This window comes from Kitasatospora sp. NPDC018058 (assembly GCF_044327205.1).
In the GTDB taxonomy this organism is placed as follows: domain Bacteria; phylum Actinomycetota; class Actinomycetes; order Streptomycetales; family Streptomycetaceae; genus Kitasatospora.
The window spans coordinates 214367-239583 of record NZ_JBIRFA010000012.1 but is presented as its reverse complement, the minus strand read 5'-3'; the positions used below and the strand labels follow the sequence as shown (position 1 = coordinate 239583).

The following is a 25217-nucleotide window of genomic DNA, read 5'->3' as shown; positions in this document are numbered from 1 at the left end:
GGTGGCGGGCGTGGTGGGCGTGGTGGGTGCGGCGGGGGTAGCGGGTGCCGTGCCGGGGGTGATGCGGAGCTGGGCGGTCGCCTGTTCGGTCACGGGTTCCGTACCTGCCTTTCGAGGGCGTCGAGGTCGTCGGCGAGCCGCAGCAGTGCGGCGTCGTCGGTCGGGGGCGGGCCGTAGAGCAGGGCCCGGACGTCCCCGGCGGGTCGTTCGGGGAGGCGGCCGGTCACGGCCGCGCAGAGGGCTTCGGGGTCGGGCGCGCCGGCCTGGAGCGGGACGCCCAGGATGGGGGCGAGGCGGTGGGCGGCGGCCCGGCGCAGGGCCTCGGTGGCGCGGCCGCGGGCCTTGGCACGCCGGTAGAGGCGGGCGCGGCCCTCCGTGGTCTCGGCGGCGCGGACCACCACGGGCAGGTTCTCGCTGACCACGGGGCCGAGCCGGCGGGCGCGCCAGAGCGCGGCCAGGACGGCGGCGATGGCGAGCTGGTAGAAGGCCCAGTGCCAGCCCTTCGGGATGTAGTCGTTGAAGCTCTTCCTGTGGGTGCCCTCGGCCAGCGGCGCGGAGTAGTCGGGCAGGTGCCAGGTGAGGCGGGGCTGCGAGCCGAGCAGGCCGAGCGCGAGCGAGGCGTTGCCGTCCTTGGCGAGTGCGCCGTTGGTCAGGAGGCTGCCGCTGCCCAGCACGATGACGTCGCCGTCCCCGGTCGGGGTGCTGACCAGCGGGTAGCCGTGGCCGCGCTGGTAGCAGCCCTCGCCGCGGCTGCCGCTGGTGTAGAGCATGCCGCCGATGGTGGCGTTGCCGGCCCGGACCGCCTCGGTGAGCGAGCAGCCCGTGTCAGTGCTGCGGATGGGGGCGTACGGGACGCCGCCGTCCTCGTCGGAGGGGCGGACGCCGGGGGCGAGCGCGGTGAGGGCGGCCGGGCCAGGGGCGATCAGGACCAGCCGCTTGTGCCGGGCGGCGGCGATCGCGCGCAGCTGGGCCTTGTCGAGCAGGTCGGGTTCGGGCAGCACCAGGGTGTCGGCGCCGCCGGGTGCGGTCGCGGGGTCGGTGGTGAGCCCGGTCTTGAGGCCCTGGTGTTCCAGCAGCGCGACCACGGCGTGGGCGCCGTCGGCGTCGTACGAGCGCGGGTCGCCGGACGGGTACTGGTGGCCCCGGTTGAGGGAGGCGATGCAGACGGCGCTGATCAGCAGGGCGGCGAGGAACGCCAGGTACCAGCGGGCGCGGCGCAGCAGGCCGCGCCCGGTGGGGGCGAGGCTGGTCGGCGCGGCGGCGGGGGTGTCGGGCCGCTCGGCGGCGGGGGGAGCGGGGACGGTGCCGGTCATGCCGCTCCTCCCGTGGTCGAGGCCGTGGTCGAGGCCGGGGCCGCTGCGGGGACCGTGGCATGGGCCAGGGCCGGGCGGGTGCGCTCCAAGGTCCGGTCGAGGTCCAGCAGTAGCCGGTACGCGGCCTGGTCGGCGGTCCGGTCGCCGTAGGTGATGTCGTCGAAGGTGCGGGCGGCCGCGGTCAGCGCGGCGGCGTGCTCGGGCAGGGCCCGGCCGGCCTCGACGGCGGCCTCGTCGGCGGTGCGTCCGGGGCGGGTGTCGAGCAGGGTGCGCTCCTCCAGGGCCCGGACCAGCGCCCGCATCTGCTCGCGGACGGCCTCGGCCCACTGCCCGGCGGCGGCGTGCCCGGCGGCGTCCGACCGGTACTGCGCGGCGCTGCGCGGGCCCTGGGCGCCGTACACGCCCAGGACGGTGCGGGCGGCGCGCTTGGGCGCGCCGAGGCGCCACCAGAGGGCGGCGGCGATCAGTACGGCGACGATCAGGAAGAGCACCAGCCCGGTGGTGCCGTCGGTGCCCCCGCCGGAGAGGCTGCCGAGCGCGTGGTCGATGTGGTCCCAGAACCAGTCGGTGATCCGTTCCAGGACGGTCGGGTCGTTCTTGTGGTAGTCGGCGTTGAGCAGCTCGTCGCGCGCGGCGTCGCGGGCCGGGTCACGCGGCACGGTGACCGGGGCGCCGCTCGCGGCGAGGAGCCTGTCCCCCCAGATAGGCATCCGACTCAGCGCCCCGCGGGGGTCTGGTCGGCCTGGCGGCCCGAGCCGGCGCCGCCCTGCTCGGGCAGGCCGGCGGCGCGCGCGAGCTCGATGTCCAGGGCCTCGCGGCGGATCCGCTGGTCGATGTAGACCAGCACGCCGACCGCGGCCATGAACGGGGTGGTGAGCGCGGAGGCGATGATCCCGGCGACCGCGGTCATGACCAGCATGCCGACGGACTGGTTGCCGCTGCCGAGGCGGTCGACGCTGCCGAAGCCCAGCACCAGGCCGATGAACCGGGCCGGGATGAGCAGGACCATCCCGATGATCACGGACAGCACCTTGCTCAGCACGACGATGCCGAAGATCCGCCACCAGGAGCCGCGGACCAGCCGCCGTGAGCGCGACAGCGCGGTCATCACCCCCTGCTTCTCCAGCATCAGCGCGGGGGCGGCCAGGCTGTAGCGGATCAGCAGCCAGACGGCGGCCGGGACGGTCAGCAGGCCGACCAGCGCCAGCAGGGCCTCGGTCGCGGGCGTGCCGGAGCCGCTGGCCTGGTAGCCGAGCAGCGGGGTGAAGCCGAGCAGCAGCGCGCCGGAGCTCATCAGGGTGGTGAGCACGGTGAGGCCGAGCAGCTGCAGCAGTCGAGGGCGGGCGTCGCGCCAGGCGTCGCCGGCGGTCACCGACCGGCCGAGGACGGCGCGGCTGACCACCACGGTGAGCAGCGCGGTGGCGAGGGCGTTGAGCAGCAGCATCAGCGGCATCCGGGCCAGCAGGGTGAGCAGCTGGGTGGAGGTGCCGGTCCTGCCGCTGACCAGCAGCTCGGAGGCGATCGCCCCGGCCTGGTCGACCACGGCGATGCCGAGCGAGAGGGTGAGGGCGGTGCGCCAGTGCCGGCGGATGGTGGTGACGGCTCCGTCGAGCAGTTCGCCGACGGCGAGCGGGCGCAGCGGGATGACCCCGGGCCGCGGGCTGCTCACGGCACTCCAGCCGTACGGGTTCCGGCCGCCGGGCGTCTGTCCGCCCCAGGTCGGTTGTGCGGGCCGGGTGTTCCAGCCGGGGGTGGCCTGCGGTGGTGCCGACGGTCCGGGCACGGCGGCGGGCGCGTCAGCCGGGGGCCGGGCGCCGTCGCGGGGTGGCTCGGACGAGCTGGGCGAGGCCCAGCCCGGAGTGTCGGTCATCACTGCTCCTCGGAGGGGCGTCATGGGCGCGGCTCCGGGCGGATCTTTCGCCCGCGCGCGGTGCCCATCGTGCCATGGGGCCCGAACAGGCCCCAGGGGTATCCGGTTGCTGATCGGCAACTGGGCTTTCCGGGAGGTCGGGGGGCCGGTCCCGGACCGTTCGGAGATGCTCCGGCGAGGTCTATTCGCCCGGTATGGCCGGAATGCACCGGTGGGGGAGTTGGCCGTTGTGGAGCATTGGTACTGCTGTGCGGCAGGTCACAATCCGGTAATGAGAAGATGGAGCCATGAAGGGACGCGTCCTCGTCGTTGATGACGACTCCGCACTGGCCGAGATGCTCGGCATCGTGCTGCGTGGTGAGGGTTTTGAGCCGTTTTTCGTCGCCGATGGGGACAAGGCGCTAGCCGCGTTCCGGGAGGCCAAGCCTGACCTGGTCCTGCTCGATCTGATGCTGCCCGGCCGGGACGGCATCGACGTGTGCCGGCAGATCCGGGCGGAGTCCGGTGTCCCGATCGTCATGCTGACCGCGAAGACCGACACGGTCGACGTGGTGGTGGGCCTGGAGTCCGGCGCCGACGACTACGTCACCAAGCCGTTCAAGCCCAAGGAGCTGGTGGCCCGGGTGCGTGCGCGGCTTCGCCGCGCTGAGGAGCCGACGCCCGAGCAGCTGACCATCGGCGACCTGGTGATCGACGTGGCCGGCCACTCGGTGAAGCGGGACGGCCGCAGCATCCCGCTGACCCCGCTGGAGTTCGACCTGCTGGTCGCGCTGGCCCGCAAGCCCTGGCAGGTGTTCACCCGCGAGGTGCTGCTGGAGCAGGTCTGGGGCTACCGCCACGCGGCGGACACCCGCCTGGTCAACGTCCACGTCCAGCGACTTCGCTCGAAGATCGAGAAGGACCCGGAGCGCCCCGAGATCGTGGTGACCGTCCGTGGCGTCGGCTACAAGGCCGGACCCAGCTGACGTGACGGACCGGGCTGACGACACCCCGCCGGGTTCCGCGACCGGCGGGGCGGGGGCCGTGCGCGGTGACGTGCTGAGTTCGACCACCCGCCGCCGTCGCGGCCCTTCCGGAGTTTTCGGCCTGATGAAGCGCCAGTTCCGTCGTCCCGTTCACCGGGTGTCCACGCTGTACCGCCGCTCGATCCAGCTGCGCGTGGTCGCGGTGTCCCTGCTGGCGTCCATCGCGGTGGTCCTGGTGCTGGGTGTGGTCGTGGTGGCGCAGGTGCGCACCGGCCTGCTCGACACCAAGATCGACGCCGCCCGCGCGCAGGCCCGGATCGGCTTCCAGGTCGAGCAGAAGAAGATCGACGAGGCCCGCGACCTCAGGCTGCGCAACACCGCCGACCCGACCACCGAGGAGACCGGCACCTGGCTGCTGCGGCAGGTCAACGACCTGGCCGCGAGCGGGCAGACGGTCTACTCGGTGATCGCGATGGCCCCCGGAACCGGTACCGTCGTCCCGGACACGGCCGGCTTCGCGCCGCGCTACTCGGGCGACATCCAGCCCAGCAGTGTCCCGGACACCCTGCGGGCCAAGCTCTTCGACGAGCCCGGCCAGATGTTCGACCAGCCGACCCGGATCCACCGCTCGCCCGAGAGCGGCGGCAAGACCGAGCCCGGGCTGGCCCTCGGCATGCAGTTCGTCGGCCCGGCCGGCACCAGCTACCAGCTGTTCTACGTGTTCTCCTTCGGTCAGGAGACCGACACCCTCAACCTGATCACCGGCACCCTGGCGACCGCCGGCGTGTTCGTGGTGATCCTGATGGGCGGCATCGCCTGGGTCGTGGTGCGCCAGGTGGTCACCCCGGTGCGGATGGCCGCCGGGATCTCCGAGCGGCTCGCCGACGGGCGCCTGGAGGAGCGGATGAAGGTGACCGGGACGGACGACATCGCCCGCCTCGGCGAGTCCTTCAACCGGATGGCCAACGCCCTCCAGGCGCAGATCCGCCAGCTCGAGGAGCTGTCCCGGGTCCAGCGGCGCTTCGTCTCGGACGTCTCGCACGAGCTGCGCACCCCGCTGACCACGGTCCGGATGGCCGCCGACCTGATCTACGACAGCCGCGAGGACCTGGACCCGATGGCGGCCCGCTCCGCGGAGCTGCTGCAGGGCCAGCTGGACCGCTTCGAGTCGCTGCTGGCCGACCTGCTGGAGATCAGCCGCTTCGACGCCGGCGCCGCGATCCTGGACGCCGAGCCGGTCGACCTGCGCGAGATCGTCGCCCGGGTGGTGGAGGCCGCCGACCCGCTGGCCCAGGCCAAGGGCAGCACCGTGGTGATCCGCGGCGACGGCGAGCCGGTACTGGCCGAGGTGGACTCCCGCCGGATCGAGCGCATCCTGCGCAATCTGGTGGTCAACGCGCTGGAGCACGGCGAGGGCCGCGACGTGGTGGTCCGGCTGGGCTCGGCCGACGGCGCGGTCGCGGTCGGCGTGCGTGACTACGGCATCGGCCTCAAGCCGGGCGAGGCGTCCCGGGTGTTCCACCGCTTCTGGCGGGCGGACCCGTCCCGGGTGCGCACCACCGGCGGCACCGGCCTCGGCCTGTCCATCGCGGTCGAGGACGCCCACCTGCACGGCGGCTGGCTCCAGGCCTGGGGCGAGCCCGGCGGCGGCTCGCACTTCCGGCTCACCCTGCCGCGCACCCGCGGCGGCGAGATCAGCCGGGCGCCGTTCCGGCTGGAGCCGGAGGACTCCCGCAACAACCGGGGCCTGGGCGCGTACGGCACGCCGTACCGGCGGGCGATCGCCCCGGCCGGCGCGACGGCGCTGACCGCCGCCGAGGAGCAGGCCGAGGCGCCGGAGGGGCCCGGCAGCGGGCTGGGCAGCGGGCTCGGCGGGGTGCTGAACATCGGCCCCGGGCTGGGCCGACAGCGACTGCCGGAGGGGCCGCGTTCGGACCCTTCGGACGTATGGACAGCAGGGGCCGGTTACGGCGTCACCGGCGCCCAGGTCATGGTGGACCCGACGCCAGGACGGCCGTCGGTGGCGCAGCGGACGGCGGAGCCGGACATGACGGGTGGGACGGACCTGGAGGGGTCGCAGCGTGCGAAGGACGAGCAGCAGGACTGAGCCGCGGCTCACGGCGGTGGCCGGCGCGGTGCTCGGCGCCCTGGTGGCGAGCGGCTGCGCCGCCATGCCGGACTCCGGCGGCATCACCAGGGTGGAGCTGTCCCAGGGCTCGGCCGACAAGAACCTGCAGGCCAGGGTCTACCCGGTGGCGCCCGGCAAGGGCGCCAAGCCGCGCGAGCTGCTGACCGGGTTCCTGGACGCGGTGACCGCCGACGAGGGGTACGACACCGCGCGCAAGTACCTCACCGAGAGCGCCGCCGCGAGCTGGAACCCGGAGGCGGGCATCCAGGTGCTCGCCAGCACGACCATCAAGGAACCCGGCCAGTCCGTCTCCGACACCGACACCACGGCCTCCGAGACGGTCACCGGGCAGATGGTCGCCACCGTCGACGAGAAGCACTCGTACCTGCTGGTCGCCGGGCAGAACAACAACGCCTCGTCCGACTTCACCTTCATCCGGGAGAAGGACGGCGAGTGGCGGATCGACAAGCTGCCGCCCGGCGTGATCATGAACGAGACCAACTTCCGGAACAGCTTCCGGCAGGTCGAGCGCTTCTTCTACACCGCCCCGGACCCGTCGGCCGGCAACGGCGGCCAGGAGGTGCTGGTCGCCGACCCGATCTACCTGCGGCGCCGGATAGACCCGCTGACCGCGGCCGCCAAGGCCCTGGTCGGCGGGCCCTCGTACTGGCTCTCGCCGGTGGTCCGGACGGCCTTCCCGACCGGCGCCTCGGTGGACAAGGTCTCCATCGACGACAGCCGGGTCGCCCACGTGCAGCTCGGCGGCGCGGACCTCGGCGAGCCGATGGCCTGCCGCCGGATGGCGACCCAGCTCTTCTACACCCTCGCCGACCAGGGCAAGGGCCAGGTCGAGCGGCTGGAGCTGAAGGGCCAGCGCGGCTCCTGCACGGCCAGCCGCGCCGACTCGCCCGCCACCGGTCCGGGCGCCCTGACCGGAGCGGTGGCCGGGACGTCGTCCGTCCAGCAGTACTACCAGCGCTCCGACAACGGCGTCCTGATGGCGACCGACGACGGCCGCACCGGCGACCCGGTGCACGGCGTGCTCGGCAAGCCGCAGCCGAACCCGGCGGCCCAGCCGAGCGCCCTCGCGGTCAGCCGGGACGGCACCCGGGCCGCCGCGATCAGCGCGGACGGCCACCAGCTCTACTCGGTGGCGCTGTCGGACAGCGCCGTGGCGATGCCCGAGCCGGTGCTCAGCTCGCCGGTGAAGGCCGGCAGCAAGGACGACGGCCTCGCCTCGCCCAGCTGGGACGGCCGCGGCGACCTCTGGGTGGTGGACCGTAACCCGCAGAGCCAACGGGTGGTCATGGTGCGCGGCAACAAGTCGTACACCGTGCCGGTCGACGGGCTGACCGGGCAGACCGTGCAGGCGCTCAGGATCTCCTCGGACGGCACCCGGGTCGCCCTGGTGGTCAGGTCCCCGGGTGTGGCGACCAGTTCGCTGATGCTCGGTCTGGTGGAGCACGGCGGCACCCCGGAGGCGCCGGCCGCGAGGATCACCGACCTGCGCCGGGCTGCGCCCTCGCTCACCGACGTGGCCTCGGTCTCCTGGGCGGAGAGCGACCAGCTGCTGGTGCTCGGGAACGAGGCGGACCGCCCCAAGCAGCTGTACTACATCAGCACCGACGGCTCGCAGAGCACGGACGGTCAGCTGCAGGGCGGCCTCGGCATGCTGAGCGTCTCGGCCTCGGAGTCCCGGGGCGACAGCCTGACGCCGACGCCGCCGGTGCTCGCGGTGGCCGACGGCAAGGTCTACCGGCTGGTCAACAACCAGTGGCGGGAGGCCCAGCTGCTGGACAAGGCCCGCTCCTTCTTCTACGCGGGCTGACATCCCGGCGGTTCAGCCGGCCGGCTGAACCGCGGTGGCCGCCACCGTGGCGGCCACCCGGGCCGGCAGCCCGGCGTCGGCCAGTGCCCGGGCGGCCTCGGACAGGCTCGCCCCGGTGGTCACCAGGTCGTCCACCAGCACCGGCTGACGGCCGGCCAGGTCGCGCCGGGCGCGCGGCAGCACGGTGAGCGCCCCGTGCAGATTGCGCCGCCGCTCGGCCGCGTTCAGCCCGGTCTGGTCGGCGACCGGACGGGCGTGCCGCAGCAACGGCGCGGCCCGGGCGTCCAGGCCTGCCCGGCGCAGCGAGCGCGCGGCGGCCCCGGCCAGCCGCAGCGTCGGGTCGTGGCCGCGGGCGCGGACCGCCGTGCGGGCCGAGGGCATCGGGACCAGCAGCAGCGGCGCGGACTCCGCCCGGGCCCCCAGCACGGAGCGCACCGCCCGTCCGAGCGCCTCCCCGAGCGGCCCGGCCAGCCGCAGCACCCCGCGCTCCTTGTGCGCGAGCAGCAGCTGCCGGACCGGGTCGGTGTACGGGGCGGCGGCGTGCGCCCAGGGCAGCAGGGTGGGGCCGGGGCGGGCGGTGGCCAGCGCGTGCCTGCAGGCCGGGCAGAGCTGGGTGCGCTCGCTGCCGCAGCCCGCGCAGTCGGCGGGGAGCAGGACGTCCAGCAGCCCGGCCAGTGCGTGGGCGAAGGGTGCCCGGACGGACGGCGGAGGGGTGGGCGAGGGGGACGGCGGCACGGCTGCTCCTGGCGGCGGCAGGCACGGAGAGTCAGCAAAGGATGCGCCGTATGGGGGGCGTTGTCCAGGTATTTACCCCTATTTCACTCGCAGGAGGGTAGACAGGGTGAAACAGTTTGGCCGCCCGCCCGCAGTATCGGGTCATACCCGGGTTCTCGCCTGGGGAGGCGAAAACCCCGTGTGAGGTGTTCGATAAGGCTCCAGGGGGTTTCAACCGTCCCTGATGGGGAGGAAGTGAGATGAGGGCCAGTCGTTCCCGCCGCTGGCGGGGGCGGGGGGCCAGCAGTGGATGGGCTGGTCCAGCTGGAGCTCAGTCCGGTCCGGTAGCACCCGGATCGGCGTCAGCACGAGGGATCGGAGTTCTGCGTGGACATCGTCGTCAAGGGCCGCAAGACCGAGGTGCCCAAGAGGTTCCGCGAGCACGTGGCCGAGAAGCTGGAGAAGGTCCAGAAGTTCGACGGCAAGGTGATCAGCCTCGACGTCGAGGTGTCCAAGGAGCACAACCCGCGGCAGGCCGACCGGTCGGACCGCGTGGAGATCACTCTCCGTACCCGGGGCCCGGTGATCCGGGCCGAAGCCGCCGCCGCCGACCCGTACGCGGCGCTCGACCTGGCCTCGGCGAAGCTCGACGCGCAGCTGCGCAAGTCCGCGGACCGGCGTCGGGTGCACAAGGGCGGCGCGAACGGCCGCACCCCCATCAGCGTCGCCGAGGCGACCGCGGCCCTGGCCGCGCTGCCGTCGACGACGGCGACGGAGGGCGAGACCAACGGAGCCGTCCGCAAGACCATGATGGGATCCCTGGAAGTGGAGGGCGAAGGCCCGCTGGTGGTCCGGGAGAAGACGCACTCGGCCGCCCCCATGGCGCTGGACCAGGCGCTCTACGAGATGGAGCTGGTCGGCCACGACTTCTACCTCTTCGTGGAGAAGGACAGCGGCCTGCCGAGCGTCGTGTACCGCCGACACGGCTACCACTACGGTGTCATCCACGTGCAGCCCGACATGGCGGCCGGCGTGGCCAGCGGCGCGGGCGGTGCGATCGGTCGGTCCGACGACGAGGACTGACCGTCCCGGCAGTGATGGAGTGGTGACCCCGGCGGCAGTGGCCGCCGGGGTCACCGGCGTTCGGCGGCGGGACGGGCCTCAGTGAGGGGACGGGGCGCGGGGCGGGACGGGCGTCGCGACGGGACGGGTTCGAACGGTGCTCGGGCGCACTGGGGTCGAGGAGGTCACCCGATGCGGGGGCATCGGCGCCGGAGGGTCACCGTGGCGGTGCCGGGGCGTGGAATGATTGGCTGACGACGACCCGCGAAGGGGGAGGAGCGGATGGGGGATCACTTCGGGCTGGGGCCCGCTGGGGGGCCTGTCGCCGGATTGTCGCCGGGGCCGGAGGAGGAGCCCGCGTACGCGCCACGCCGGGGTGAGCCGATCCGCGTGCTGGTGGTGGACGACCACGCGTTGTTCCGCCGGGGGCTGGAGATCGTGCTCGCCGAGGAGCCGGACATCAAGGTCGTCGGCGAGGCCGGGGACGGCGCCGAGGCGGTGCTGAAGGCCGCCGACCTGCTGCCCGACATCATCCTCATGGACGTCCGGATGCCGCGTCGCAGCGGGATCGAGGCCTGCACGGCGATCAAGGACGTGGCGCCCAGCACCAAGATCATCATGCTGACGATAAGCGACGAGGAGGCCGACCTCTACGAGGCGATCAAGGCGGGGGCCACCGGCTACCTGCTGAAGGAGATCTCCACCGACGAGGTCGCCACCGCGATCCGCGCGGTCGCCGACGGGCAGTCGCAGATCAGCCCGTCGATGGCCTCCAAGCTGCTCACCGAGTTCAAGTCGATGATCCAGCGCCGCTCCGAGGACCGGGACCTGGTGCCCGCGCCCCGGCTCACCGACCGGGAGTTGGAGGTGCTCAAGCTGGTGGCGACCGGGATGAACAACCGGGAGATCGCCAAGGAGCTGTTCATCAGCGAGAACACCGTGAAGAACCACGTGCGCAACATCCTGGAGAAACTCCAACTGCACTCCAGGATGGAGGCGGTGGTGTACGCGATGCGGGAGAAGATCCTCGAAATAGGGTGAGCCGGTTCGCTCGGCCCGTTCAGTCGGCGAGCAGCTTCTCCAGGGCAGGGCGCAGCCGTTCGTCGTGCAGCGCCCCGACCCGCACGGTGTCGCAGCCGACCCAGGCGGCGGCCTCGCGCAGGGCGGTGGCCAGCGCCTCGACGTGCCGGGCGCCGGATCCTCGGTCGCCGGTCAGCGAGACCTGTCGGGCGACCAGGGTGCGCCCCTCCCGGGCCGGGTCGACCCGGCCGACCAGCTGACCGCCGGTCAGCAGCGGCATCGCGAAGTAGCCGTGCACCCGCTTGTGCTTGGGCGTGTAGGCCTCCAGGCGGTGCGTCATGCCGAAGATCCGCTCGGTGCGGGCGCGGTCCCAGATCAGCGAGTCGAACGGCGAGAGCAGGGTGGTGCGGTGGCGCCCCCGCGGGGCGGCGGCCAGCGCGGCCGGGTCGGCCCAGGCGTCGGCCCGGCCGCCGTCCGGGCCCCAGCCGGCCACCTCGACCGGGACCAGCCCGCTGTCCGCGAGCACCGGGTCCAACTCCTCGGCGCGCAGCCGGTGGTAGTCCAGCAGGTCGGCCCGGGTGGCCACGCCGAGCGCGACGCCGGCCTGGGCGACCAGGGTGCGCACGCACTCCCGGTCGGACCGGTCCTGGCCGAACAGTGCGTCGGGGATGGCCTGTTCGGCCAGCGCGTACACCCGCTTCCAGCTCCGGCGCTCGGCGCAGACCACGTCCCCGAAGGCCAGTGCCCGTTCGACCGCGATCTTCGTGTCGGACCAGTCCCACCACTCGGCGGTCCTCTTCGCCCCGCCGAGCTCGGTGGAGGTCAACGGCCCCTCGGCGCGCAGCTTGTCCAGCACCGCCCGGTACGTCTCGGGCGGGACCTGGTGCCCCCAGAGGTGGCCGCGGTCGCGGTAGCGGCGGCGCCGGAAGGCGAACAGCGGCCACTCCTCGACCGGCAGGATGCAGGCCGCGTGCGACCAGTACTCGAAGCTCGTGCCGGCGCCCCAGTACGCCGCCTCGACCGCCGGACGGCCGACCGCGCCGAGCCGGGCGCACGGCACCAGCTCGTGCGAGCGGGCCAGCACCGAGATGGTGTCCAACTGGACGGCGCCCAGGTGCCGCAGCACCCCGCGCACTCCGGCCCGGCGGTCCGGCGCGCCCAGCAGGCCCTGGGCGCGCAGGGCGATCCGGCGGGCGTCGTCGGCGCCCAGGACGGTGACGGGGGTGCGGTCGGCGGCTGCGGCGGTCATGCCGGCGAGCGTAGCCCGGGGCACTGACAGCGGGCCCGGGCCGGTGTCCGCTCGATTCGGTGCTCGGTCAGGTCGGCGCTCAGCCCAGGTCGGACCTCAGTCCAGGTCGGACGGGAGCAGCGAGGCGACCCAGGAGTCGCGGAAGACGCCGCGCTGGTCGGCGTAGGAGCGCAGGGTGCCCTCGTAGCGGTAGCCGACCCGCTCGGCGACCGCGCGCGAGCCGTCGTTGCCGACGTAGGCGAGCCACTGGAGGCGGCGCAGGCCGAGCTCGGTGAGCGCCCAGCGGGCGACCGCGCGGGCCGCCTCGACGGTGTAGCCGTGGCTGCGCTGCTCCTTCACCGTCCACCAACCGACCGAGGCGGAGTCCGGGTCGGCGGCAAAGCGGGTGACCGCCTGGGCGCCGACCAGCCGCCCGGTGTCGCGTTCGACCACGCACCAGATGAACTCGCTGCCTTTGCCCAGCCCCTCGGGGGCCAGGGTGCGTACGAAGAACTCCGCGTCCGCGCGCCGGTAGGGGATCGGCACGACCGTCCAGCGTTGGATCTCGTCGTCCTGGCAGGCCTCGAAGATCGCGTCGATGTCCGATTCCCGGGGGGCCCGCAGGACCAGGCGGTCGGTGGTGAGGGTGACGAGTTCGCTTCGCGGTTCTTCCATGGGCGGATTATTTCGCCGAATGAGGAATGCGGGCATCCGATATCGCGGCCAACTCCCGGGCCCGCCGACCGATTTGTCATGGTGGACGGTGCTATCGGGCCATGTGCTCGGGCGGGTGACACGGGAATACCGTGCTGACGCACCTCCCGGCGCATTGGACTCCTCGCATACGATGGCCCGTGCGGTGGGGTGGACCCGCCGTGCAGTCGTCCAGTGCCAATACAGGCAAGGAGCCCGCTCAAGTGTCCGTCTTCGACAAGATCCTGCGCGCCGGCGAGGGCAAGATCCTTCGCAAGCTGCAGCGGATTGCTGCCCAGGTCAACTCCATCGAAGAGGACTTCGTCAACCTCACCGACGCCGAGCTGCGCGCGCTGACCGACGAGTACAAGCAGCGGCTCGTCGACGGCGAGTCGCTGGACGACATCCTCCCCGAGGCGTTCGCCACCGTCCGCGAGGCCGCCAAGCGCGTGCTCGGCCAGCGGCACTACGACGTCCAGCTCATGGGCGGCGCGGCCCTGCACTACGGCTACGTCGCGGAGATGCGCACCGGTGAGGGCAAGACCCTCGTCGGCACCCTGCCCGCGTACCTGAACGCACTGACCGGCAAGGGCGTTCACCTGATCACCGTCAACGACTACCTCGCCGAGCGCGACTCGGAGTGGATGGGCCGGGTGCACCGCTTCCTCGGCCTCGAAGTCGGCGTGATCCTGGCCAACATGACGCCCGTCGAGCGCAAGCGCCAGTACGCGATGGACATCACGTACGGCACGAACAACGAGTTCGGCTTCGACTACCTGCGTGACAACATGGCCTGGTCGAAGGACGAACTCGTCCAGCGCGGCCACAACTTCGCGGTCGTCGACGAGGTCGACTCGATCCTCATCGACGAGGCCCGTACCCCGCTGATCATCTCCGGCCCGGCCGACCAGGCGACCAAGTGGTACGCCGACTTCGCCAAGCTGGTGCTGCGTCTGAAGATCGACCGCGACTACGAGGTCGACGAGAAGAAGCGCACCGTCGGCGTCCTGGAGGAGGGCGTCACCCGGGTCGAGGACTACCTCGGCATCGACAACCTCTACGAGTCGGTGAACACCCCGCTCGTCGGCTTCCTGAACAACGCCATCAAGGCGAAGGAGCTGTACAAGAAGGACAAGGACTACGTCGTCATGAACGGCGAAGTCATGATCGTCGACGAGCACACCGGCCGTATCCTGGCCGGCCGCCGCTACAACGAGGGCATGCACCAGGCGATCGAGGCCAAGGAAGGGGTGGAGGTCCAGAACGAGAACCAGACCCTGGCCACCATCACCCTGCAGAACTTCTTCCGCCTGTACGACAAGCTGTCCGGCATGACCGGTACCGGCACCACCGAGGCGGCCGAGTTCCACCAGATCTACAAGCTCGGCGTGGTGCCGATCCCGACCAACAAGACGCCGCTGCGCATTGACCAGCCCGACCTGATCTACAAGTCGGAGCCGGCCAAGTTCGCCGCCGTGGTCGAGGACATCGCCGAGAAGCACGAGAAGGGCCAGCCGGTGCTGGTCGGCACCGTGTCGGTCGAGAAGTCCGAGTACCTGTCGCAGGAGCTGCGCAAGCGCGGCATCCCGCACGAGGTGCTGAACGCCAAGCACCACGAGCGCGAGGCGCAGATCGTCGCGCAGGCCGGCCGCAAGGGCGCCGTCACCGTCGCCACCAACATGGCCGGCCGTGGCACCGACATCATGCTCGGCGGCAACCCGGACCACCTCGCGGCGGCCGAGCTGGCCCAGCGCGGGCTCTCCGCGGGGGACAACCCGGAGCAGTACGAGGCCGAGTTCCCGGCCGCGCTGGAGAAGGCCAAGGCCTCGGTCAAGGCCGAGCAGGAGGAGGTCAAGGAGGCCGGCGGCCTCTACGTCCTCGGCACCGAGCGGCACGAGTCCCGCCGGATCGACAACCAGCTGCGCGGCCGCTCCGGCCGTCAGGGCGACCCGGGCGAGTCCCGCTTCTACCTGTCGCTGGGCGACGACCTGATGCGCCTGTTCAAGGCCGGCATGGTCGAGCGCGTGCTCTCGATGGCCAACGTTCCCGAGGACGTGCCGATCGAGTCCAAGATGGTCACCCGCGCGATCGCCTCCGCGCAGACCCAGGTCGAGCAGCAGAACTTCGAGATCCGCAAGAACGTCCTCAAGTACGACGAGGTGCTCAACCGCCAGCGCGAGGTCATCTACGGCGAGCGCCGCCGCGTGCTGGAGGGCGAGGACCTGCAGGAGCAGGTCGGCCACTTCATGGACGACACCGTCGAGGCCTACGTCAAGGCGGCCACCGGCGAGGGCTTCGAGGACGACTGGGACCTGGACAAGCTCTGGTCCGCCCTCAAGCAGCTCTACCCGATCACCCTGGACCTGGAGGAGCTGGAGGAGGAGGCCGGCGGCAGCGGCGGGCTGACCTCCGAGTTCCTGGCCAAGGTCATCCAGGAGGACATCCAGGCCCAGTACGGCGCCCGCGAGGACCAGCTCGGTGAGGAGATCATGCGCGAGCTGGAGCGCCGGGTCGTCCTGTCGGTGCTGGACCGCCGCTGGCGCGAGCACCTCTACGAGATGGACTACCTCCAGGAGGGCATCGGCCTGCGGGCCATGGCGCAGCGCGACCCGCTGGTCGAGTACCAGCGCGAGGGCTTCGACATGTTCACCGCGATGATGGAGGGCATCAAGGAGGAGTCCGTCGGCTACCTGTTCAACCTGGAGGTCCAGGTCGAGCAGCAGGTCGAGGAGGTCCCGGTCGAGGACGCCCAGGTGGTGCTCGACAAGCTGGAGAAGGACGCCGCCCGCCCGGAGATCAAGGCCAAGGGCCTGGAGGCCCCGAAGCCCCAGCGGCTGCACTACACGGCCCCCTCGGACGAGGTCGGCGGCGGTGTCATCGAGGGCGACTTCGAGGACCTGGCGCCGGAGGACGAGGGCGACGGGCTGACCCGCGCCGAGCGCCGCAAGGCCGCCAAGTCCGCCGCCAAGGGCCGTCGCCGCAAGGGCTGAGCCCGACGTAGGACGCCGCACAGGGCGCCGCACCCGCACGGGGGCGGCGCCCTGTGCCGTCCCGTGCCGCCGGGGGGTCATCGGGCCTCCACGGCGGTGCACTGCCACTGCCCGGCCGGGCCGCGCTGCTCCAGCCGGAAGGCCACCATGTGGTGCCGCCGGCCGAGATCGACCCGGACGCAGGCCTCGACCGCGTCGGGTGAGGGCGATCGGTCGTGCACCGGGCCGAGCCGGGGCCGGCCGGCGGGGCCGCCGCGGCGCAGCGCACCGGCCCTGACCAGCGAGGCGAGCTGCCCGTAGCCGTCCAGGCTGGTGTGCCGCATCAGCTGGCCGGAGGGCCGGGCGCCGGTGAGCACCTCGACCAGCTGGTGGGCGAAGCGGGCGGCGAGCGCCCGGGGGTCGTGCTCGTGGGGGACGACGGTGCCGGTGCAGGCGGCGCGCGGTCGGCGCGGCCGGCGTCCGGCCGGGTCGCAGCCGCCGGAGGCGCGGACGCAGCGGTGCGGGCGGGCGGTGAGGTGGGCGGTCACGGTGGCTCCCGGTGCGGGTGGTGCGGGTACGGACGGGTCCAGGCTGGCGGCGCCGCGCGCGGGGCGGCAACGTGTTTTCGGGCCGCCCGGGGCCTGGCGCGGAGTTCACCTATCCGGGGGAATCGACCAATGCGGCGACGGGCCCGGCGGGCCGTCCGCCGATGCCCCGGTTGACGCCCGGGGGCGGGCCGTACGGTCCGAAAGGGGACGCCCCGGTACGGCGGACCGGGTGGCCCCGCCCGGGTCTGCCGATGCGTCGTACGGCCGTCCGCGCGCACCGTCGGAGCCTCGACCCGTTCCCGACGACGACGGGCGGCCGGGACGACGACGGCCGGAATCACGCCGCGGGCGGCGGGGGCCTCCACCGCCACGGTCGCGGCGCCCCGGCCGATCCGGCGGTGACGGGCCCGGACACGATGGACCCGGCCCGCCGGGGCGAGGTGCCGGAGAGCGGCCGTGGACCGGCCGGGAGGCCCTGCGGGCCGCGCGCCGATCGGGGTGGAGGGTGATCACGGCGGGCCCGGCGGAGCTTATTCTTGGGGCGCTGCAGAATCTGTGCCGCTGGACGAACCCCGCTGGACGAACCGGAGAGTGCCACCGATGCGCGTGTACGTGCCCACCACCCTGACCGGCCTGGCGGCGGCGCACGAGGGCGGCGCCCTGGAGCAGTCCGCGGCGTACGCCGTGACCCCCGCGCTGCGCGAGTGGTACGTCAGCGACGACCTGGAGGAGCTGGAGTACGCGGCGCTGAACCGGGCCGCCCAGTCCTCGCTGCGGCTGCTGGCCGACGACCCGGACGCCCCGCGCCGCCGGGTCGTGGTGGCGCTGGACGTCGCCGACTCCGCCGTGAAGCCCTTCCCCGGTGACGAGTACCAGGACCAGGCCTCGCTGGGCCGGGTGGTGCTGGCCGGCCCGGTGAAGCTGGCCAAGGCCGCCTCGGTGCACGCGGACGTGGCCGACGACGAGGTGGTCGCGGACGTCACGGCGGCGGTGGCGGCGGTGGCCGCGGCCGACGCGGGCGACCAGGACTCCCAGTTCACCGTGGACGGCGCCGAGGACCACGACCTGCTCTGGTACGCGACCCAGGAGATCCCCTCGCTGCTGGCCTGAGTGACCCCGGTCCTACCGGTGCGTCGTCCGTCCGGGTTACCGTTTGCGCCCGTGCGCACTCACATCGTTTGGGACTGGAACGGCACCCTCTTCCACGACATGGACGCGGTGCTCGGCGCGAGCAACGCCGCCTTCGCGACCATCGGCGTCGGGCCGATGACCATGCAGCAGTACCGCGAGCAGTACGAGATCCCGATCCCCAACTTCTACGAGCGGCTGCTCGGTCGGATGCCCTCCCAGGAGGAGTGGCTGAAGCTGGACGACGCCTTCCAGGACCGCTACCGCGAGCTCAGCCCGGCCTGCGGCCTGACCGACGGCGTGCTGGAGCTGCTGGAGGACTGGCAGAGCGCCGGGCACAGCCAGTCCCTGCTGTCGATGTACATGCACGACAAGCTGGTCCCGCTGGTCGACTCCTTCGGCCTGACCGGCCGCTTCCTGCGGGTGGACGGCCGCAGCGGCCCGTCCGGCGGCCAGAAGGCGGAGCAACTCACGAGGCACCTGGCCGCGCTCGGGGAGCAGGTGGACCCCGCCCGTACGGTCCTGATCGGCGACGCCGCGGACGACGCCCTGGCGGCACTGAACGCGGGTGCCCACGCGGTGCTCTACACCGGCGGCTCGCACACCCGGGAGAAGCTGGAGCCGGTCGGTGTCCCGGTGGTGGACAGCCTGGCCGAGGCGGTCGAGCTGGCGGGCCGGATGGCGGGCTGAGCCGCCCGGACAGTGGCGTGCGCCACGTCCGCCGTCCGCGTGTCCGAACAGGCGGAACCCGTCCCCGCTGGTCAGGCTGGAGCCGAGCCCGTCTCCTGGATCCTCGCCGCGCCCGCGACGTGATCCAGGAGACCGGCCCTGATCCCCAGCCGCCGGCAGGACGGAGCCGCCATGCCCATCGACGCAGTCACCGAGGTGCCGAACCCGGTCAACGAGCCGGTTCAGGCGTACGCGCCCGGCAGCCCGGAGCGGGAGCGGCTGGTCCGGCGGCTGGACGAGCTGGCGGCCGAGCAGATCCCGCTGCCGATGACCATCGGCGGCGAGCAGCGCTTCGGGGGCGGTGAGCGGATCGACGTCGTCCAGCCGCACTACCACGCCGCCAAGCTGGGCGTGCTCGGCAACGCCACCCGGGAGGACGCCCGGGCGGCGGTGGACGCGGCGCTGGCGGCCGGGCGGCAGTGGCGCTCGCTGTCCTTCGACGACCGGGCGGCGGTCTTCCTGCGCGCCGCCGACCTGCTGTCCGGGCCCTGGCGGGAGACGCTCAACGCGGCCACCATGCTCGGCCAGTCCAAGACGGTGCAGCAGGCCGAGATCGACTCCGCCTGCGAGCTGATCGACTTCTGGCGGTTCAACGTCCACTTCGCCCGGCAGGTCCTGGCCGACCAGCCGGTCTCCTCCCCGGGGGTGTGGAACCGGGTCGACCACCGCCCGCTGGAGGGTTTCGTCTACGCGATCACCCCGTTCAACTTCACCGCGATCGCCGGGAACCTGCCCACCGCCCCCGCGCTGATGGGCAACACCGTGGTCTGGAAGCCCGCGCCGACCCAGACGCTGGCCGCCCACTACCTGATGCGGCTGCTGGAGGCGGCCGGCCTGCCGCCCGGGGTGATCAACCTGGTCACCGGAGACGGCCTGCAGGTCTCCCCGGTGGCCCTCACCGACCCGGCGCTCGCCGGGCTGCACTTCACCGGCTCCACCGCGACCTTCCAGTCGCTGTGGCAGGCCGTCGGCGCGGGCATCGGCGGCTACCGCACCTACCCGAGGATCGTCGGCGAGACCGGCGGCAAGGACTTCCTGCTGGCCCACCCCTCGGCCGACCCGGAGATCCTGAAGACCGCCCTGATCCGCGGCGCCTTCGAGTACCAGGGCCAGAAGTGCTCGGCGCTCTCCCGCGCCTACCTGCCGCGCAGCGTGTGGCTGAGGATCAAGGACGACTTCCTGGCCGAGGTGGACGCCCTCACGGTGGGCGACGTCACCGACCTGTCCAACTTCATGGGCGCCCTGATCGACAAGCGGGCCTTCGAGAAGAACCGCATCGCGATCGAGCGGGCCAAGGCCGACCCGACCGTCGAGCTGGTGGCCGGCGGCCAGTACGACGACGCGATCGGCTGGTTCGTCCGCCCGACCGTCCTGGTCTCCTCCGACCACCGGGGCGAGATCTTCCGCACCGAGTACTTCGGCCCCATCCTGGCGGTCCACGTCTACGAGGACTCCCGCTGGGACGACGTGCTCGGCCGGGTCGACGCGGGCGCCCCGTACGGCCTGACCGGCGCGGTGATCGCGCAGGATCGTTACGCCATCGCCCAAGCCGTGGAGGAACTGCGCTTCACCGCCGGAAACTTCTACATCAACGACAAACCCACCGGCGCCGTGGTCGGCCAGCAGCCCTTCGGCGGCTCCCGGGCCTCCGGAACCAACGACAAGGCGGGCGCCGCCCAGAACCTGCTGCGCTGGACCTCGGCCCGGGCGATCAAGGAGACCTTCGTCCCGCCGACCCACCACGGATACCCGCACATGGGCTGAGAGTGAACATGAGGCTCCGGTTTGGACATGCTGTCCAGGACGGACCCGGCATCCTGCGGGTTTGCGCCTCCCTGTCCCTGTGCACCTTCGATTGATCCGGTTAGGCTGGCTGGCGTCGTCGGGTGGCTTGCAGGACGAAGGAGTCGTCCTACCCGCTGGGAGGGCATTTCATGCGTGCCATGAGCCCCTTTCAGTCGGATGGTGCGGCAGGATTGCGGTGACCCGTCGGTGTACATCCACACACCACCGAGTCACGCAACGGCGCGCGACAGGAGCCAAGAAGTCATGCAGACCAAGCTGGACGCAGCCAAGGCCGAACTGCTCAAGAAGGCAGCCGCAGCCGCTGAGAACAGCCAGGTGGGGGGAGCGGCGCCCGGGGAGGGTCTGAGCAACGGCGCTCTGACCGCGTACCTGCACCACTACTACCTGCACACCGCGCCCGAGGACCTGGTCGACCACGACCCGGTCGACGTGTACGGCGCGGCCGCCTCCCACTACCGCCTGGGCCTCAAGCGCCCCCAGGGCACCGCCGAGGTGCGGGTCCACACCCCCTCGGTCGAGGAGAACGGCTGGTCCTGCGGCCACACCGTGGTCGAGGTCGTCACCGACGACATGCCCTTCCTGGTGGACTCGGTCACCAACGAGCTGTCCCGCCAGGACCGCGCGATCCACATCGTCATCCACCCCCAGCTGGTCGTCCGCCGTGACATCACCGGCAAGCTGCTGGAGATCCTGGACGTCGACGCCTGCGCCCGCAGCCAGGCCGCCGGCACCGAGTGGCCCGCCGACGCGACCGTCGAGTCGTGGATGCACATCGAGATCGACCGCGAGACCGACCGCGACGACCTGCGCTCCATCGAGACCAACCTGCGCCGTGTGCTCGGCGACGTCCGCGAGGTCGTCGAGGACTGGGGCAAGATGCGCGAGAGCGCGCTGCGCCTGGCCGACGAGCTGGCCGAGGAGCCCCCGGCCGGCCTGGCCGAGCAGGAGGTCGGCGAGGCCTGGGAGCTGATGCGCTGGCTCGCCGACGACCACTTCACCTTCCTCGGCTACCGCGAGTACGACCTGGTCGAGCACGAGGACGAGGAGGTCCTCAAGGCCGTCGCCGGGACCGGCCTCGGCATCCTGCGCTCCGACCCGCGCAGCCACGACGACCGCCACCACTCGGTCTCCGAGGCCTTCGGCCGCCTCTCCGCGCCGGTGCGCGCCAAGGCCCACGAGAAGAAGCTCCTCGTCCTGACCAAGGCCAACAGCCGCGCCACCGTGCACCGCCCGGCCTACCTGGACTACGTCGGCGTCAAGAAGTTCAACGCCGCCGGCGAGCCGATCGGCGAGCGCCGCTTCCTCGGTCTGTTCTCCTCCGCCGCCTACACCGAGTCGGTCACCCGCATCCCGGTCGTGCGCCGCAAGGTCCAGGAGGTGCTGGACGGCTCCGGCTTCTCCAGCGAGAGCCACGACGGCCGCGACCTGCTGCAGATCATGGAGACCTTCCCGCGCGACGAGATCTTCCAGACCTCGGCCGCCGAGCTGCTCTCCATCGCCACCAGCGTGCTCTACCTGCAGGAGCGCCGTAAGCTGCGCCTCTTCCTGCGCCAGGACGAGTACGGGCGCTACTTCTCCGCGTTCATCTACCTGCCGCGCGACCGCTACACCACGCGCATCCGGCTGCTGCTCACCGACATCCTCAAGGAGGAGCTGAACGGCGCCACCATCGACTACACGGTGTACGCCACCGAGTCGGTGCTGACCCGCCTGCACTTCGTGGTCCGGGTCGCCCCGGGCACCGAGCTCCCCCAGCTCACCGACACCGACATCGAGCGGATCGAGAACCGCCTGGCCGAGGCCGCCCGGTTCTGGATGGACGGCTTCCACGACCAGCTGCACACCGAGCTGGGCGAGGAGAAGGCCGCCGAGCTCGGCCACAAGTACGCCAACGCCTTCCCCGACGGCTACCGCGCCGACTTCCCGCCGCGCACCGCCGTCTCCGACATCAAGCAGATCGAGTCGCTGCACGGCGAGGGCGACTTCCGCCTGAACCTGTACCAGCCGGTCGGCGCGGGCGACGACGAGCGCCGCTTCAAGATCTACCGGGTCGGCGGCCCGATCTCGCTCACCGAGGTCCTGCCGGTGCTGCAGCGCCTGGGGGTCGAGGTGCTGGACGAGCACCCGTACGCGCTGCGCCGCTCCGACGGCACCACCGCGTGGGTGTACGACTTCGGACTGAAGCTGCGCGAGGCCACCGGGCTCACCGACGAGGCCCGCGAGCGCTTCCAGGAGACCTTCGCGGCCACCTGGACCGGCAAGGCCGAGAACGACGGCTTCAACGAGCTGGTCCTGACCGCCGGGCTGAACTGGCGCCAGGCGGTGGTGCTGCGCGCGTACGCCAAGTACCTGCGCCAGGCGGGCTCCACGTTCTCCCAGGACTACATGGAGGACGCGCTCCGCAACAACACCCACACCACCCGCCTGCTGGTCAACCTGTTCGAGGCCCGGCTGAGCCCGAGCCACCGTTCGGGCGCCCTGGAGCTGACCGAGGGCATCCTGGAGGAGCTGGCCGGCGCGCTCGACGAGGTCGTCTCGCTGGACGAGGACCGCATCCTGCGCTCCTTCCTGAACCTCATCAAGGCGACCCTGCGGACCAACTTCTTCCAGCACGACGGCTCCGGCGCGTGGCACTCCTACGTGTCGATGAAGTTCGACCCGAAGGCCATCCCGGACCTGCCGGCCCCGCGCCCGGCGTTCGAGATCTGGGTCTACTCGCCGCAGGTCGAGGGCGTGCACCTGCGCTTCGGCAAGGTCGCCCGCGGTGGTCTGCGCTGGTCCGACCGGCGTGAGGACTTCCGTACCGAGATCCTCGGCCTGGTCAAGGCCCAGATGGTCAAGAACACCGTCATCGTCCCGGTCGGGGCCAAGGGCGGCTTCGTCGCCAAGCAGCTGCCGGACCCGTCGGTGGACCGTGACGCCTGGCTGGCCGAGGGCATCTCGTCGTACAAGACCTTCATCTCGGCGCTGCTGGACATCACCGACAACCTGGTGGCCGGCGAGGTCGTCCACCCGGCCGACGTGGTCCGCCACGACGAGGACGACACCTACCTGGTCGTCGCCGCCGACAAGGGCACCGCGACCTTCTCCGACATCGCCAACGGCGTCGCGGAGTCGTACGGCTTCTGGCTCGGCGACGCCTTCGCCTCCGGCGGCTCGGCCGGCTACGACCACAAGGGCATGGGCATCACCGCCCGCGGCGCCTGGGAGTCGGTCAAGCGCAACTTCCGCGAGCTCGGCGTCGACACCCAGTCCGAGGACTTCACCGTCATCGGCATCGGCGACATGTCCGGCGACGTCTTCGGCAACGGCATGCTGCTCAGCGAGCACATCCGCCTGGTCGCCGCCTTCGACCACCGCCACATCTTCCTCGACCCGAACCCGGACGCGGCCGCCTCGTACGCCGAGCGCCGCCGTCTGTTCGAGCTGCCGCGCAGCTCCTGGGACGACTACGACAAGTCGCTGATCTCGGCCGGCGGCGGGGTCTTCCCCCGCAGCGCCAAGTCGATCCAGATCAGCGCGCAGGTCCGGGCCGCCCTCGGCATCGAGGAGAGCCGCCTGACCCCGGCCGACCTGATGAAGGCGATCCTGCAGGCGCCGGTCGACCTGTTCTGGAACGGCGGCATCGGCACCTACGTCAAGGCCTCCGGCGAGACCAACGCCGAGGTCGGCGACAAGGCCAACGACGCCATCCGCGTCAACGGCGAGCAGGTCCGCGCCCGGGTCATCGGCGAGGGCGGCAACCTCGGCTGCACCCAGCTCGGTCGCATCGAGTACGCGGCCTCCGGCGGCCCCGAGGGCACCGGTGGCTGGATCAACACCGACGCCATCGACAACTCGGCCGGTGTGGACACCTCGGACCACGAGGTCAACATCAAGATCCTGCTCAACCAGGTCGTCGCCGAGGGCGACATGACGGTCAAGCAGCGCAACGTTCTCCTCGCCGAGATGACCGACGAGGTCGGCCACCTGGTGCTGCGCAACAACTACGCGCAGAACGTGGTGCTGGCCAACGCCGTCTCCCAGGCGCACAGCATGGTCAACGTCCACGCGCGGATGATCAACCGGTTCGAGGCGGCCGGCCAGCTGGACCGGGCGCTGGAGTTCCTGCCCGCCGAGCGCCAGATCCGCGAGCGCCAGCAGAGCGGTCGCGGCCTCTCGCAGCCCGAGATGTCCGTGCTGCTCGCCTACACCAAGATCATCCTGGCTGACGAGCTGCTGACCACCGACCTGCCCGACGACCCGTACTTCCGCGCCTCGCTGCACGAGTACTTCCCGAGCGCGCTGCGGGCGAAGTTCGCCGACGCGATCGACAGCCACGCGCTGCGCCGCGAGATCATCACCACGCTGATCGTCAACGACACGATCAACCGCGGTGGCTGCACCTTCGCCTTCCGCCTGAAGGAGGAGACCGGCGCGACCTACGAGGAGATCGCCCGGACGCACACCGCCGCGCGGGCCGTCTTCGGCCTGGAGGAGATCTGGGCCGAGATCGAGGGCCTCGACAACAAGGTCCAGGCCCGGGTCCAGACCAAGATGCGGCTGCACTCGCGCCGCCTGGTCGAGCGCGCCACCCGGTGGATGCTCAACAACCGCCGCCAGCCGCTCGACATCGCCGGCACCATCGAGTTCTTCCACGACCGGGTCAACCAGGTCTGGGGCTCGCTGCCCAAGCCGCTGCGCGGCGAGGACCTGGTCTGGTTCGAGTCGATCTACAACGAGCTCGCCTCGGCCGGAGTGCCGGAGGAGCTGGCCACCCGGATCGCCGGCCTGTCCTCGGTCTTCCCGACCCTGGACATCACCGAGGTCGCGGACCGCTCCGGCAAGGACGTCGCCGACGTCGCCGAGCTGTACTACGACCTGGGCGACCGCCTGCAGATCTCGCACCTGCTCGACCGCATCATCGACCTGCCCCGCACCGACCGCTGGTCGTCGATGGCCCGGGCCGCGATCCGCGAGGACCTCTTCGCGGCGCACGCGGCGCTGACCGCCGACGTCCTGGCCTGCGGTCCCGAGGGCGCCACCCCCGAGGAGCGCTACAACGCCTGGGCGGACCTCAACTCCACCCTGCTCAACCGCGCCAAGAGCACCCTCGACGACATAAGGGGTTCGGACAACTACGAGCTGTCCAGCCTCTCGGTCGCGATGCGTGTCATCCGCACCCTGCTGCGCACCGGTTCGATGCGCTGACGGACGGCCGAACGGAAGGGCCCGCG

17 protein-coding genes are annotated in these 25217 nt (G+C 72.1%); 10 read left to right on the top strand and 7 right to left on the bottom strand.

What is annotated here, in order from left to right; genetic code table 11:
* Window positions 1-89 precede the first annotated feature (89 nt).
* The 3 genes from ACH4E7_RS19495 to ACH4E7_RS19485 are packed head-to-tail and all read right to left on the bottom strand — an operon-like array spanning window position 90 to window position 3183.
* Complete coding sequence (locus ACH4E7_RS19495) at window positions 90-1313, bottom strand: DUF4350 domain-containing protein (RefSeq protein ID WP_396250252.1); 1224 nt, start codon at window positions 1311-1313, stop codon at window positions 90-92.
* A complete protein-coding gene (locus ACH4E7_RS19490; protein ID WP_396250251.1) occupies window positions 1310-2023 on the bottom strand; it encodes a DUF4129 domain-containing protein in 714 nt (237 codons plus the stop codon). The genes ACH4E7_RS19495 and ACH4E7_RS19490 overlap by 4 nt, the downstream gene beginning before the upstream one ends.
* A 5-nt stretch (window positions 2024-2028) precedes the next feature.
* Entirely contained in the window at window positions 2029-3183 is a 1155-nt protein-coding gene (locus tag ACH4E7_RS19485) for a hypothetical protein (RefSeq protein WP_396250250.1), read from the bottom strand.
* A 287-nt stretch (window positions 3184-3470) separates the two neighbouring features.
* On the opposite strand from ACH4E7_RS19485, the gene mtrA reads away from it, so the two are divergent.
* The 3 genes from mtrA to ACH4E7_RS19470 all read left to right on the top strand — a co-directional run bounded on the left by mtrA (window position 3471) and on the right by ACH4E7_RS19470 (window position 8104).
* Window positions 3471-4148: an MtrAB system response regulator MtrA gene (mtrA, locus tag ACH4E7_RS19480; RefSeq protein WP_396250249.1), complete on the top strand. Its 678-nt coding sequence runs from the start codon at window positions 3471-3473 to the stop codon at window positions 4146-4148.
* Between the two features lie 157 nt (window positions 4149-4305).
* Window positions 4306-6255, top strand: coding sequence for an MtrAB system histidine kinase MtrB (mtrB, locus tag ACH4E7_RS19475; protein WP_396250248.1), 1950 nt, complete (start codon window positions 4306-4308; stop codon window positions 6253-6255).
* Window positions 6230-8104, top strand: a complete 1875-nt coding sequence (locus ACH4E7_RS19470) for an LpqB family beta-propeller domain-containing protein (protein WP_396250247.1) — start codon at window positions 6230-6232, stop codon at window positions 8102-8104. The genes mtrB and ACH4E7_RS19470 overlap by 26 nt, the downstream gene beginning before the upstream one ends.
* A 12-nt stretch (window positions 8105-8116) precedes the next feature.
* Here ACH4E7_RS19470 and ACH4E7_RS19465 read toward each other — a convergent pair whose 3' ends face one another.
* Window positions 8117-8839 (bottom strand): ComF family protein, encoded by a 723-nt coding sequence (locus tag ACH4E7_RS19465; protein ID WP_396250246.1) that lies wholly within the window; start codon window positions 8837-8839, stop codon window positions 8117-8119.
* Between the two features lie 366 nt (window positions 8840-9205).
* Here ACH4E7_RS19465 and hpf point away from each other — a divergent pair, with 366 nt between their 5' ends.
* Together hpf and ACH4E7_RS19455 are read left to right on the top strand one after the other, a co-directional pair.
* Complete coding sequence (gene hpf / locus ACH4E7_RS19460; protein ID WP_355676363.1) at window positions 9206-9901, top strand: ribosome hibernation-promoting factor, HPF/YfiA family; 696 nt, start codon at window positions 9206-9208, stop codon at window positions 9899-9901.
* Between the two features lie 261 nt (window positions 9902-10162).
* The gene (locus ACH4E7_RS19455; protein ID WP_396250245.1) at window positions 10163-10921 is read left to right on the top strand and encodes a response regulator; all 759 of its coding nucleotides are present in this window, start codon (window positions 10163-10165) and stop codon (window positions 10919-10921) included.
* 19 nt (window positions 10922-10940) lie between these two features.
* Here ACH4E7_RS19455 and ACH4E7_RS19450 read toward each other — a convergent pair whose 3' ends face one another.
* Together ACH4E7_RS19450 and ACH4E7_RS19445 are read right to left on the bottom strand one after the other, a co-directional pair.
* A complete protein-coding gene (locus ACH4E7_RS19450; protein WP_396250244.1) occupies window positions 10941-12149 on the bottom strand; it encodes a winged helix-turn-helix domain-containing protein in 1209 nt (402 codons plus the stop codon).
* A gap of 96 nt (window positions 12150-12245) precedes the next feature.
* The gene (locus ACH4E7_RS19445) at window positions 12246-12803 is read right to left on the bottom strand and encodes a GNAT family N-acetyltransferase (protein ID WP_396250243.1); all 558 of its coding nucleotides are present in this window, start codon (window positions 12801-12803) and stop codon (window positions 12246-12248) included.
* 242 nt (window positions 12804-13045) lie between these two features.
* Here ACH4E7_RS19445 and secA point away from each other — a divergent pair, with 242 nt between their 5' ends.
* Window positions 13046-15811, top strand: a complete 2766-nt coding sequence (secA, locus tag ACH4E7_RS19440; RefSeq protein ID WP_396250242.1) for a preprotein translocase subunit SecA — start codon at window positions 13046-13048, stop codon at window positions 15809-15811.
* 77 nt (window positions 15812-15888) lie between these two features.
* On the opposite strand, the gene ACH4E7_RS19435 is transcribed toward secA, so the two are convergent.
* Complete coding sequence (locus tag ACH4E7_RS19435) at window positions 15889-16338, bottom strand: Rv3235 family protein (protein ID WP_396250241.1); 450 nt, start codon at window positions 16336-16338, stop codon at window positions 15889-15891.
* A 600-nt stretch (window positions 16339-16938) separates the two neighbouring features.
* Here ACH4E7_RS19435 and ACH4E7_RS19430 point away from each other — a divergent pair.
* The 4 genes from ACH4E7_RS19430 (at window position 16939) to ACH4E7_RS19415 (ending at window position 25191) form a co-directional block, all read left to right on the top strand.
* The gene (locus tag ACH4E7_RS19430) at window positions 16939-17448 is read left to right on the top strand and encodes a DUF6912 family protein (protein WP_355676369.1); all 510 of its coding nucleotides are present in this window, start codon (window positions 16939-16941) and stop codon (window positions 17446-17448) included.
* Between the two features lie 51 nt (window positions 17449-17499).
* Window positions 17500-18156 (top strand): HAD family hydrolase, encoded by a 657-nt coding sequence (locus ACH4E7_RS19425; protein ID WP_396250240.1) that lies wholly within the window; start codon window positions 17500-17502, stop codon window positions 18154-18156.
* Window positions 18157-18333: 177 nt separating this feature from the next.
* Complete coding sequence (gene pruA / locus ACH4E7_RS19420; protein ID WP_396250267.1) at window positions 18334-19959, top strand: L-glutamate gamma-semialdehyde dehydrogenase; 1626 nt, start codon at window positions 18334-18336, stop codon at window positions 19957-19959.
* A gap of 285 nt (window positions 19960-20244) precedes the next feature.
* Complete coding sequence (locus ACH4E7_RS19415; RefSeq protein WP_396250239.1) at window positions 20245-25191, top strand: NAD-glutamate dehydrogenase; 4947 nt, start codon at window positions 20245-20247, stop codon at window positions 25189-25191.
* The last annotated feature ends 26 nt before the right edge of the window (window positions 25192-25217 follow it).